Origin of the sequence: Chryseosolibacter histidinae (assembly GCF_018598225.1) — a bacterium.
In the GTDB taxonomy this organism is placed as follows: domain Bacteria; phylum Bacteroidota; class Bacteroidia; order Cytophagales; family Cyclobacteriaceae; genus Chryseosolibacter; species Chryseosolibacter histidini.
Genome location: NZ_JAHESF010000011.1, coordinates 17,523 through 29,871, shown reverse-complemented (window position 1 = coordinate 29,871; position 12,349 = coordinate 17,523). Strand labels below are relative to the sequence as shown.

Sequence of the window (12,349 nt, the reverse complement as noted above, 5' to 3'; positions counted from 1 at the left end):
ATTTTGGTAAATAATTCTGGCACAAATCTAGTGAAACAATATCTGTATAGATTTGCACTTTAACTTAAAAATAGTACTATGATACGATACGCGGTAATTTTTTCTTTTCTCGGTCTGATTCTGTATGCCTGCGCCACGGTAGCGGTTACCGGCCGCCAGCAGCTCAACCTGGTTTCAAACGAGGAGATCATTCCTGTTGTCAATCACCAATATGATTCAATTGTTAAAACCGCCAAGCTCTCGTCCGACGCCCGGCAGACTGCCATGGTAAAGGAGGTTGGTGTCAAGATCCAGAAGGCCGTTGAAAGGTACATGGCCGAAAAGAACCTCTCTTCCCAACTCGCCGGCTTCCAGTGGGAATTTAACCTGATAGACGACCCTAAAACCGTCAACGCCTGGTGTATGCCCGGTGGTAAAGTGGCTTTTTACACGGGTATTATGCCCATTTGTAAAGATGAGGCGGGAGTAGCCGTGGTAATGGGCCACGAAGTAGCGCACGCGATTGCGAACCATGGCCGTGAGCGCATGAGCCAGGGCATGGTGGCCAATGGCCTGTTGGGCACTTTTGGGGCGGCCTTGGGCCAGAATCCCACATTGACCAAACAACTGCTGTTCCAGGCGGTGGGTGTTGGAGCGCAGGTAGGTATGCTCAAGTTCTCACGTCAGCACGAATCCGAAGCCGATAAGATCGGTTTGATCTTTATGGCCATGGCTGGCTACGATCCCCACGAAGCACCCAAGTTCTGGGAAAGGATGTCGTCTGACAGTGGCGGAGGCGCGCCCCCGGAATGGTTGTCGACCCACCCTTCACACAGCACCCGCATCAAAGACCTGAATGATGCCATTCCTGAAGCGATGCAGTACTATAAGAAATAGTTGACAGTTGACAATGGGGCAGTTGACAAGGGCTGCCAGAATTGGGAAGGGCTCGAGATATTTGCTCGGTCCGTTGTCAATTGCCATCTTGTCAATTGTCAACTTCTTTAATGAATGATAGATCTAAAAACACATATCCGGTCAGGAGCAACCCTCATTCTCCTGGCCTTTTCTTTGTCCGCACTTCATGCCCAGGATGAGGCTATCGCGCGAAAAGAGATCGAAGACCATCGCGAGAAACAGCAGAAAGAGTTTAAGGATAAGAAAGGTTCGCCCTTGCTGCCTGCCGACCGGAGAAAATTTAAAGGACTGAAATATTACCCGATCGATCTGAAATACCGGGTGAATGCAAAGTTTGTCAGAACGGAGAACATGCCACTGTTCAAAATGAAGACTACCACCGAGCGTTTGCCAGAATATGTCAAATACGGTGAGGTGCACTTCTCGATCGACAGCCAGGCTTTCAAGCTTGAGGTTTACCAGAATCCCGAGATCATGAAACGGCCCGGTTATGAAGATTATCTGTTCATTCCTTTTACAGACCTGACCAACGGGCACGAAACGTACGAGGTGGGGCGGTACCTTGAATTCAGGATCCCCAAAACCGAAGATGTTATTGTGGATTTCAACCAGTGTTACAATCCCTATTGCAGTTACAGTCCCCGGTTTTCATGTCCTATTCCACCCGCTCCCAATCAGCTTTCCATTGCCATCCCGGCAGGGGAGAAGAAGTTTAAAACTACCCACTAGTCCTGCGCGCAGAGTCCACAGTCCATGGTCGACAGTCCACAGCCGTATGTTGCTGTGTCTTTAATTTGCCTACTTTTCATTGCCTACCGCCTACTTCGTGGAGGTACGAGGTACGATTTTACGAGGTACGATTCTCCAATGTCATACCACACTACTGTGAACCGTGGACCGTCGACTGAGGACTATTTCTTAAATCCTCTCAACTTGATCTCGGTGAGCTTTCGTTTGGTGTCTTGCGGGAAATCGCCGTTCATCATCCAGTCGTAGTAGGCGGGTTCTTCTTTCAGCACGGCGGTAACTTTTTTGCTTTTGTGCTTTCCGAAGTTGAAGATCTCTTCTCCTTTTTCATTTTTGATCATGCGGCCGGCGAGGTCCACCATGTCTGCGGCGGTGAGCTTGCTCAGCACTTCCATGTCGTTTTTGATCTCGCCGATCTTTTTCCCGGAGATATCGGTCACGTCCTGTCCATCGTACTTTTCAACCTGGGCGAGCAATACCTCCATGGAAGCTTCTGCATCCGCCTCGGCAGTATGTGACTCCTGCAGCTCTTTGTTCATGTAAAAACGATAGGCGGCAGCGAGCGTTCGCTTCTCCATCAGGTGAAAGATCTTTTGGGCGTCGATGATCTTCTTGCGCTGGTAGTCGAAATCAACTCCGGCGCGCAGGAACTCCTCTACCAGCATGGGCACATCCATTTTCAGGATGCTGAAACCTGAGAGGTCGGCGCCTTCAATGAACTTCGCATATTCTTTCGCCACTTCTTTAAAGGTGGGCTTGTCTTTCACATCCTCATCGTAAATGCCGTGAAATACGGAGCTCTCCGGCGGAATGGGAATGCCCGGGTTCAACAGGTTGGTTTTGCGATGAACCTCTCCGTTGGGCATCACCTTGATCACGGCAATTTCGATGATACGGTCATGTGTGATGTTCACGCCCGTTGTCTCAAGATCAAAAAAGCAAATAGGGTTGCGTAAATTCAGTTTCATTCCTTCGTCAAAGCGATGATGCCGTTATTTTATGAAGCCAACAGGTTTAATGTGTCATTGTGTGAGTCTACGTTCAACTGGCCCGGTGCTCAGGAAAGTATTTTTTCAGAAAGCTTGCCGATGTCTATGCCGCCGAAGTTTCCGGAGCTCATCATGAGCAGGTTCTTATTCTTCCATGATTGTTCCATCAGAAAATTCTCCAGCTTTTCGGTATTATCAAAAACCCTGATGTTCGGGTTGGCAAAGGCCGATTTGATGTCTGACTCAGCGAGTGGTTCGAGCTTTTTCGCTTTTACCTTCTCGGGGTTGTAGTACACCACCGGCACCTGGGCGTTCTTCAGACTGTCCTTGTACTGGGGCAGGAATTTTTTATTCAGGCTGCTGAACGTATGAAGCTCCACGCATGCCAGAAGCTCGCGTGAAGGATGGATCTCTTTGACAGCTTTCACGGTGGCCTTTACTTTAGAAGGTGCATGGGCAAAATCTTTGTAGACCGTTGCAAGCGTGTTTTCTTTGACCACTTCAAGCCGGCCCGCTGCGCCCTGGAAGCTTGTGATGGCTTCGAAGAACTGTTCGTTGGTGATGCCTACACGTTTCAGCACTTCCTTGGCCCCGCTGATATTCTGGTAGTTGTGGCTGCCGAATATTTTTATGGGGAAACGGTCTTTTCCATCGGTCAGGAAGAACTGGCCGTTGTTATCGGAGGTGTGCGCATGACTCTTGTAAGTGATCTCGGTCACGTCTGCGCGTTCTTTTTTGCCGATCATGAGGGCCATGGAATCCTGCTCGCAGTAAATGAGGATGCCACCTTTCGGGGTCTGGTCGGCAAACAGGTCGAACTGGCGCACATATTCTTCTTCGGAAGGAAAAACGTTGGCGTGGTCCCACGCGATGCCGCTGATCAATCCGATATGGTGCTGGTATTCCAGGAATTTCGGTGTGGGGTCGAGCGCTGAAGCGAGGTATTCATCACCTTCGATCACGATCATGGGGGCGTCGGTGAGCCTTACCGTGTTTTCGATGCCCCTTACACGGGCGCCGATCACGTAGTCGAACTTCCGGTTAAAATAATTGAGCACATGAATGATGATGGCCGTGATGGTGGTTTTGCCGTGGCTGCCCGCGATCACGATCCGCTGTTTATCTTTGGCGTGCTCGAAAATGTACTCAGGAAAGGAGAGGATGTTCAAACCCAGCTGCTGTGCTTTCAGAAGCTCGGGATTATCCTTTGCCGCATGCATGCCCAAAATGACCATGTCGGTTGAAGCATCCAGCTTCTCCGGTTGCCAGCCATCTTTCGCGGGTAATAATCCGTGCTTGGCCAATGCAGCGCGTGAAGGCTCAAATATCTCATCGTCAGACCCGCTAACCTCATGGCCCGCCTGCTTCAGGGCGATCGCCAGGTTATGCATCACACTTCCACCAATAGCTATAAAGTGAATTTTCTTTTTCTGCATGGACAGTAAAAATTCGAGCTTAAAGTAAATGAAAAAAACTCAATAGTCACTAGCTGGTGGTGCGGGCCCGGGCGTATTTTTTCATGGCGGCTTCGGGCTGGCAGCTCATGGTCAGCACATTAACGAATTCACCGGCGGGTATGCTGGGGTGCATGACCGGCCTGATCCTTTGCGTTTTCGCTCACTGTTTTTGGGGATATGACGATGCAAAGATTTGGATTGTCACAAATTGTCACAGCGGTGAATGTTATTTGTTAACATCCTTTTGTGAATCTTTTGTTAACAAGTTGTGTGTATTATGAAGCTTGTTGTCCGTACGTTTGTCGCCCTGATAAAATAAAACACGTACAACAACCACTGTATGGAGCAAGGCCGATCAACGTCACTGAGGTTCAGCAACAAGTCTAACAAACTGATTCCGAGAGAAATCTCGGAGGGTTTGGGAAAGTTGCCACCTCAGGCGCTTGATCTGGAAGAAGTGGTGCTCGGTGCGCTCATGCTCGAGAAGAACGCGCTGAATGCCGTGGTCGAGTTTCTCAAGCCCGATCACTTTTATGACGACCGGCACAAAGAAATTTACACGGCCATCATCGATCTGTTCAAGGCCACTGAGCCTGTGGACATGCGCACAGTGGTCAATCAGCTGCGCAAGAACGGAAAGATCGAGCTGGTAGGAGGGGCCTATTACATTGCAGAGCTCACCGCCAAAGTAAGCTCCGCGGCCAACATCGAATACCACGCCCGTGTTATTATGGAGATGGCCATCAAGCGTACGCTGATCGAAGTGGCCTCCCAGATCCAGAGCGATGCTTACGAAGACACCACAGACGTGTTCGAGCTGCTCGATAAAACGGAGCAGTCGGTCTTTGAGATCTCCGACTCCAACCTGCGCAAGAACTATGATAACATGCGCAACCTCATGGCGCAGGCTATCAACGAGCTTCAGCTTTTGAAGGATCATAAAGACGGGTTGACCGGTGTGCCCAGTGGTTTCACAGCGCTGGACAGGATGACCTCCGGCTGGCAACGGTCTGACCTTGTGATCATTGCAGCAAGGCCTGGTATGGGTAAAACCGCGTTCGTGGTCTCTTCGCTCAGAAATGCCGCGGTCGATTTCAAGATCCCCGTAGCGATCTTCTCGTTGGAGATGGCCTCGATTCAGCTGGTGAACAGGATGATCTCCGCAGAAGCAGAGCTGGAAGGTGAGAAGCTTAAAAAAGGTCAGCTGGCTGACCATGAGTGGGCGCAGCTTGTGCATAAAACAAGCCGCCTGTCTTCAGCCCCGATCTTCATAGATGATACCCCCGCGCTTTCCGTGCTCGAGCTGCGTGCCAAGTGCCGCAGGTTGAAGGCGGAGCACGGCATCCAACTGGTGGTGATCGATTACCTCCAGCTGATGCGTGGCGACCAGGGTGGTAACCGCGAACAGGAGATCGCTTCCATCTCCCGTGCGTTGAAAGGCATCGCCAAGGAGCTTAACGTACCGGTGCTGGCGCTGTCACAGCTCAGTCGTAGCGTTGAAACCCGTGGAGGAGATAAACGCCCGCAGCTCGCCGACTTGCGTGAATCCGGTTCCATCGAACAGGATGCCGACATCGTAATGTTCCTCTATCGTCCTGAATACTACAAGATCACCGTTGACGAAGAAGGCTTACCAACGCAGGGGGTGGGCGAAGTGATCATCGCCAAACACAGGAACGGTTCTACCGGAACAGCCAAACTGAAATTCATAGGCAAGTTCACCAAGTTCGGCGACCTGGATGAACCCAGCTCATTCGATAATCCATTCTCTGGCATGATCACCCGTGAAAGCAGGCTTAACAGCTTCCCGGGAGATGACGCACCGCCGATGCCACCGCGGAATGATGACGAAACACCGTTCTAGGCACGATCCCGATAGCTATCGGGAACGATTTGTCAAGGTACGAGATACGAAGTACGAGGTACGGTGATGCATTACTATATTAAGATCGCAGTCCCGATGAGGCGCAGATCATCATAAAGTTTGGACTCCTTACTCCTGGCTCCTTACTTCTGGCTCCTAGTCAAAAGTCTACTAATTATTCAAAGCCCCCCCATCCACCCAGCAGGCAATGAGATCGATCTCATGTTGAGGCAATGGCCCGTCGAACGGCATGCTTCGGTCCTGGGTTTTCTTTTTGATGGAGGCCGCATATTGTTTCACTTCATTGTAGTTGCGCCAATCGCGGCGTGTAATCCCATCGTGGCATCCACTGGTAGCGCAGGCGTTTGTCATGATGGGAAGAATATCGTTTTGCCAGCTGGTCGTTGCCGGATCACAAACAGGCTCAACTGGTGGACTGTCAGGCGAAAGGTCGTGATAGACGCAGGAGGCCAGAACGAAGCAGTATACACCTAATCTGAAGATTCTAAGCATAGAGGCAGACACGCTAAAATAGCGTAATTCTCCAAATAGTGAGTAGGTGTGTTCGCCAGAAGTCAGAAGCCAGAAGTCAGAAGCCAAAAGAGGGAGTCCTTCGAATGAATGTGGTGTGCTTGCTAGAAGTCAGGAGCCAGAAGCCCTTCGAATGAACTATGTGTGTAAATCTAGTATGGGGCTTCCGAAGTAGTGATCACGCAAACTCCGTTCGAAGCCTTCCCCCTCCTGACTCCTGGCTCCTGACTTCTGGCTCCTTGCTTTTTACTCCTTACTCCTTACTCCTAATTTTCTCATTCAAACATCATCTCATCATACGCCGACTGCAACTCCCTCGCCGCTTTCAACTCATTGAGCTTCTTTGCTATCGCAATTCCTTTTTCATAAACTTCTGCGGCCTTCTCTTTTTCGTCGAGGTCCTGGTAAAGTTTGGCTGCGTGATAATAGGTGGCAACATAACCTTCGTGTTCCTTCAGCAACAGGTCGAAATACGCTTTCGCTTTTGCCACATCGTGTTTCAGGTATTCCAGCGCAAGCGCATAGATGTTGAAAGGATCGCTGGGATCTTCCTTATAATAAGCGAGTAGCTGGTCTAACCGGTTTGTAGTCATGATCAATTCGATAAAAAAAGTGGGCTTAAGGTATAGTTTTTTATCAACCCGGGTCTGCAATTGGCCAAACCGTTAAAATTTTGAACAATTCGAAGCATGACTTTGAGATTTTTGTATCTTGAGCCCTGTTTCCAAAGAAATTGCATACAACATATTGATTTAGAATGAGATGAAGATATTAGTTTGCATCACTCACGTACCGGACACTACCTCCAAAATCAATTTCAAAGATAATAATACCCGATTCGACACCACTGGTGTTCAGTTTATTATTGGTCCTTACGATGACTACGCCCTCGCGCGCGCCATCGAGATCAAGGAAGCTTCGGGTGCTACCGTTACGGTGCTCAATGTAGGACCTGCCGATACAGAGCCTACCATCCGTAAGGCCCTGGCCATCGGTGCTGATGATGCCATCAGGGTAAATGCCGAGCCCACCGATTCATTTTTTGTGGCCTCGCAGATCGCGGAGCATGCCAAGGCGGGAGGCTTTGACCTGATATTGATGGGAAGAGAGTCCATCGACTACAACAGTGGTGTGGTTCACAGCATTGTTGGTGAGATGCTGGGCATTCCCTCGGTTTCGCCGGTGATGAAGCTCGACCTTGACGGAACCAAGGCCAAGCTGGCGCGCGAGATCGAAGGCGGCAAAGAGTATCTTGAAGTGAACCTGCCTTTTGTGGCTGGCTGCCAGGAGCCCATCGCTGAATGGAAGATCCCCAACATGCGTGGCATCATGTCTGCCCGCACCAAACCTTTGAAAGTTGTTGAGCCGAAAACCGCGGAGAGCGGGGTGAAGACTCAGAAATTTGAGCTTCCGCCACCCAAAGGCGCCGTGAAGATGATACCAGCCGATAATGTTCCGGAGCTGGTGAATTTATTGAAGAATGAAGCAAGAGTTTTATAATTTCAGCCAACCGTCTGTTCAATCATTTATAAAAATTTAACCTCCAATGCCAATTTTAGTTTTTGTTGAGAGTGCAGAAGGAAAGATCAAAAAGACCTCGCTTGAAGCAGTGGCTTACGCGCACGCCATGGGTGGTCCGGTTACCGCGATAGCACTGGGTGCTGCGGAAAAAAGCGAGCTGGAAAATCTTGGCAAGTACGGTGCACAGAAAGTGCTCCATGCCAGTGATGAAAAATTGAATCAGGGCATCATTCAGGCTTACGCCGAAGTGCTGGTCAAAGCGCTGCAGGATGAGAACGCCGATGTGCTGGTGCTGGCAAACTCTTCGCTGGGTACGCCGGTTGCCGCCCGGGTTGCCGCCAGAACAGGCGCAAGCCTCGCAACCAATGTGGTCAGCCTGCCAGAGACCGCTTCCGGTTTTGTGGTCAAGAAAAGCATCTATACTGGTAAGGCCTTTTCGTTTGTCGAGCTGAGCAACAAGAAAAAAGTTATTGCACTGAAAAAGAATGCTGCTGAGCTGAAAGAAGTAGGTGGTGCTGCCCAGGTAACGCCTTATACTGTTCAGCTTCCCGATGCTTTGTTTGCCGTGAAGATCCTTTCTTCCGAAAAAGCTACCGGCGAAGTGCTGTTGCCCGAAGCGAACATTGTTGTTTCCGGAGGCCGCGGAATGAAAGGCCCCGAGCACTGGGGTATGCTGGAAGGTCTTGCCAAAACGCTGCACGCCGCCACAGGATGCAGCAAGCCGGTATCGGATATGGGATGGCGGCCGCACCATGAGCACGTTGGCCAGACAGGGGTAAAAGTTGCACCGCAGTTGTATATTGCTGTGGGCATTTCAGGTGCCATCCAGCATTTAGCGGGTGTAAATTCCTCGAAGTGCATCGTGGTGATCAACAAAGACGCTGAGGCACCATTTTTTAAGGCAGCCGACTATGGTATCGTTGGTGATGCTTTCGAAATTATTCCTAAATTGACCGAGGCGATCAAAGCCGCGAAGTAAGTGAAGAAGATCAAACTAGAAATATTAGGACTTTCTTCGAGCCAGTCGCAAACTGGTTCGTTTGCACTGGTACTGGGTGAAACCGAAGGCAACCGTAGACTTCCCATCATCATCGGCATGTTCGAAGCACAAGCGATTGCCATCGAGATCGAGAAGATCATTCCCAACCGGCCAATGACCCACGACCTCTTTAAATCGTTTGCGAACAATTTCCATTTCACTGTTGAAGAGATCATTATCTCTGACCTGAAGGAGGGAGTGTTCTTTGCAAAGATCGTTTGCTCTGACGGACTCAAGAAGTCTGAAGTAGACGCAAGACCGTCTGATGCCATTGCCATCGGCCTGCGTTTCGATTCTCCCATCTATACCTACGAGAACATCCTGGCAGAAGCGGGCATTGTGCTCACTGACGAAGCTGAGGAAGAAAAAGCCGAGCCCAAAGCCGAAGCCAAGGTCAAAGCCAAGAAAGAAAGCGTTCGCAAAGACGACTTCAAGAACTATTCCGTTGAAAAGCTCAACGACCTTCTCAAAGATGCCATCGATAAAGAAGATTATGAGCGTGCCGCCAAGATCCGCGACGAGCTGAGCAAAAGAAACTGATATCACCACAAAAAATATAACGCAGGAAGTTTGAGTGATCAGGCTTCCTGCTTTCTTTTTTCGGCCAACGTTTGCTGTGAGCGAAATAAAAAGATACAGCCTTTTGCTTTCGGCTTTTTGCGTTTAGCTTTAAGTTTTAAACCCTGACCTATGGATTATCTGCGCGCCCTCATCGGCCTGTTATTCATTATCGGTATCGGCTACCTGTTCTCGAATAATCGCAAGGCCATCGACTGGCGCCTGGTGATCGCCGGGGTGATCCTTCAGATCGTGTTCGGCCTCCTGATCGCTAAGATCCCCGCCGTTCAGCTGTTCTTCGAATACGTCAGCGCCAAGTTCATCACCTTCCTCAGCTTTGCCCAGAAAGGCGCGGAGTTCCTGTACGGCGATCTCTCCAAGAACTCTGACGCAAACCAGGGTGTGCGCCATAACCTCGGATTTCTTTTTGCCTTCCAGACATTGCCTTCGGTCATTTTCTTTTCTGCTGTCACTGCCGGCCTCTATCACCTGGGGGTGCTGCAGAAGATCGTATACGGATTTGCCTGGGTGATGACCCGCACCATGCGCATGTCAGGTGCCGAAAGCCTTTCCGTTGCGGGCGATGTTTTTATGGGACAAACCGAAGCCCCGCTGCTGGTGAAACCCTTTATCCCGAGCATGACAAGATCGGAGCTGCACTGCCTGATGACGGGCGGAATGGCCACCATTGCCGGAAGTGTGTTCGGTGCCTACGTCTCCTTTCTCGGTGGCGGCAGCCCCGCGGAACAAACGAAGTTTGCCACGTACCTGCTAACAGCTTCCATCATGAGCGCACCCGCTGCAGTAGTGTTGGCCAAGCTTTTTTTGCCTGAAACTGAAAAGATAGACCGGTCGCTGAAGCTCACCAAAGATCATGTAGGGGTCAACCTGATCGATTCAATTGCCACGGGCGCTGCCGATGGCCTCAAGCTGGCCCTCAACATCGGCGCCATGCTGCTGGCCTTTATCGCGGTGATCTACGCTGTCAACTGGATCCTGGTGGATTTCATCGGCGCATATTCAGGTTTGAATGAGTTTGTGGTGACCAGCACCAACGGCGCTTACAACGGATTTTCGTTACAGTACATTCTCGGCCAGGTATTCCGTGTTTTCGCCTTTTTTATCGGCGTGGAATGGAATGAGACCCTGTATGTGGGCAGCCTGCTGGGACAAAAAATGGTGATCAACGAATTTATCGCTTACTATGACCTCGGCACCATGAAAGCTGCGGGCACACTGAGCGATAAATCTGTACTTATCTCCACTTATGCGTTGTGCGGTTTTGCAAACTTCAGCTCCATCGCCATCCAGATCGGCGGCACAGGAGGTATGGCACCTTCCCGGCAGGCCGACATTTCCAAACTCGGTATGCGTGCCATGATCGCCGCAACGCTGGCTACCATGATGACGGCTACCATCGCCGGCGCACTGTTCGGATAAGATCCTGATCTGGCTTTTTGGTCGGAAATCACCGGGCGAAAATTGGGATCGCCGGATCCTGAAATTCCTGATTTTCTCAGGAAAAAGTGTTAACTTTTTGTAACACAATTTTCGTTATGAAGCCACCATTCATACTTGCGGTACTGATTGCGCTGACCATACCTGCACACGCGCAGAAAGAGATCCAGAAAAAATTCCAGACACAGTTCATAGAGGCTGCCAACGGCTCCACTATTGAACTTCCGGCAGGTCGTTTCCAGATGGATGCCAGCCTCTGGCTCGATGGCAAAAAGAACGTGACCATCAAAGGAGCCGGTGAAGACAAAACCATTATCAGCTTCAAAGGCCAGATCTCCGGCGCTGAAGGCATCAAGATCACCAACGCTTCAGACATCACCGTGCGCGACCTCACCGTGCAGGACGCAAAAGGCGATGGCATTAAGACCCAGCTCGTAGACGGCATGTCGTTCATTAACGTAAAGGCTGAATGGACGCGGGGCAGCGATAAAGACAACGGCGGTTATGGGCTGTATCCCGTGCAGTGCACCAATGTGCTCATCGACCACTGTACGGCTGTGGGCGCCAGCGACGCCGGGATCTACGTTGGCCAGTCGAAGTACATCATCGTGAAGAACTCCAAAGCCTACCAGAACGTGGCCGGCATCGAGATCGAGAATTCGTGGTATGCCGATGTGTACGACAACGAAGCGTACGATAACACGGGCGGGATACTGGTATTCGACCTGCCCGACCTGATCCAGAAAGAAGGCGGATATGTGCGTGTGTTCAGGAACAACATCCACGACAACAATCACATTAACTTTGCGCCCAAGGGTAATACCGTAGGCAAGGTTCCGCAGGGAACAGGCCTCATGATCCTGGCCACACGGCATGTGGAAGCTTTCGATAACAAGATCGTCAACAACATCACAGCCAGCACTGCGATCGTCAGCTATTACATGACGGAGAATCCCATCAACGATAAGTCCTACAACCCGTTCCCCAGCGATATCTACATCCACGACAACTACTACGAAAGGCCGCGTGTGAAGGCCACCGGCAAGGGAAGAATGGGCAAGATGTACCGCTTCAAGCTCAGGTTTGGAAAGGATGTTCCCCACATCCAGTATGACGGCATTGTGGACAAGAAGATGACGAACAGAAATATCTGCATCAGGAATAACACCAATGCCAGCTTTGTCAACATCGATGCAGAAAATGGTTTCAAGAACAAATCACGGGATGTGAAACCGCATGAATGCGAGCAGCAGCCGATCAGTCCTGTGGTGTTAACGGCGCGTTAGGA

12 protein-coding genes are annotated in these 12,349 nt (G+C 50.4%); 8 read left to right on the top strand and 4 right to left on the bottom strand.

Annotated features, from left to right (window positions below; translation table 11 throughout):
• Positions 1-78: 78 nt before the first annotated feature.
• Together KK083_RS12635 and KK083_RS12630 are read left to right on the top strand one after the other, a co-directional pair.
• Positions 79-876, top strand: a complete 798-nt coding sequence (locus KK083_RS12635) for a M48 family metallopeptidase (RefSeq protein ID WP_254163602.1) — start codon at positions 79-81, stop codon at positions 874-876.
• A 114-nt stretch (positions 877-990) separates the two neighbouring features.
• Positions 991-1,626, top strand: a complete 636-nt coding sequence (locus tag KK083_RS12630; RefSeq protein ID WP_254163601.1) for a DUF1684 domain-containing protein — start codon at positions 991-993, stop codon at positions 1,624-1,626.
• A gap of 182 nt (positions 1,627-1,808) precedes the next feature.
• Here KK083_RS12630 and KK083_RS12625 read toward each other — a convergent pair whose 3' ends face one another.
• Both KK083_RS12625 and KK083_RS12620 read right to left on the bottom strand, forming a co-directional pair.
• On the bottom strand, positions 1,809-2,612 hold the full coding sequence (locus KK083_RS12625) for a 3'-5' exonuclease (RefSeq protein WP_254163600.1): 804 nt from the start codon (positions 2,610-2,612) through the stop codon (positions 1,809-1,811).
• A gap of 89 nt (positions 2,613-2,701) precedes the next feature.
• Positions 2,702-4,069 (bottom strand): UDP-N-acetylmuramate--L-alanine ligase, encoded by a 1,368-nt coding sequence (locus KK083_RS12620; protein ID WP_254163599.1) that lies wholly within the window; start codon positions 4,067-4,069, stop codon positions 2,702-2,704.
• A 361-nt stretch (positions 4,070-4,430) separates the two neighbouring features.
• Here KK083_RS12620 and dnaB point away from each other — a divergent pair, with 361 nt between their 5' ends.
• Positions 4,431-5,954 (top strand): replicative DNA helicase, encoded by a 1,524-nt coding sequence (dnaB, locus tag KK083_RS12615; RefSeq protein ID WP_254163598.1) that lies wholly within the window; start codon positions 4,431-4,433, stop codon positions 5,952-5,954.
• A 171-nt stretch (positions 5,955-6,125) separates the two neighbouring features.
• Here the strand turns inward: dnaB and KK083_RS12610 are convergent, their stop codons facing one another.
• Positions 6,126-6,467: a hypothetical protein gene (locus KK083_RS12610; protein WP_254163597.1), complete on the bottom strand. Its 342-nt coding sequence runs from the start codon at positions 6,465-6,467 to the stop codon at positions 6,126-6,128.
• 293 nt (positions 6,468-6,760) lie between these two features.
• A complete protein-coding gene (locus tag KK083_RS12605) occupies positions 6,761-7,078 on the bottom strand; it encodes a tetratricopeptide repeat protein (protein ID WP_254163596.1) in 318 nt (105 codons plus the stop codon).
• Positions 7,079-7,247: 169 nt separating this feature from the next.
• Between KK083_RS12605 and KK083_RS12600 the strand changes: the two genes are divergently transcribed.
• From KK083_RS12600 to KK083_RS12580, 5 genes are all read left to right on the top strand, one after another.
• Complete coding sequence (locus tag KK083_RS12600; protein ID WP_254163595.1) at positions 7,248-7,985, top strand: electron transfer flavoprotein subunit beta/FixA family protein; 738 nt, start codon at positions 7,248-7,250, stop codon at positions 7,983-7,985.
• 46 nt (positions 7,986-8,031) lie between these two features.
• Positions 8,032-8,985: an electron transfer flavoprotein subunit alpha/FixB family protein gene (locus tag KK083_RS12595; RefSeq protein ID WP_254163594.1), complete on the top strand. Its 954-nt coding sequence runs from the start codon at positions 8,032-8,034 to the stop codon at positions 8,983-8,985.
• Positions 8,986-9,585, top strand: coding sequence for a bifunctional nuclease family protein (locus tag KK083_RS12590; protein WP_254163593.1), 600 nt, complete (start codon positions 8,986-8,988; stop codon positions 9,583-9,585).
• Between the two features lie 150 nt (positions 9,586-9,735).
• Positions 9,736-11,043, top strand: a complete 1,308-nt coding sequence (locus KK083_RS12585) for a NupC/NupG family nucleoside CNT transporter (RefSeq protein ID WP_254163592.1) — start codon at positions 9,736-9,738, stop codon at positions 11,041-11,043.
• A gap of 116 nt (positions 11,044-11,159) precedes the next feature.
• Positions 11,160-12,347 (top strand): parallel beta-helix domain-containing protein, encoded by a 1,188-nt coding sequence (locus KK083_RS12580; protein WP_254163591.1) that lies wholly within the window; start codon positions 11,160-11,162, stop codon positions 12,345-12,347.
• The last annotated feature ends 2 nt before the right edge of the window (positions 12,348-12,349 follow it).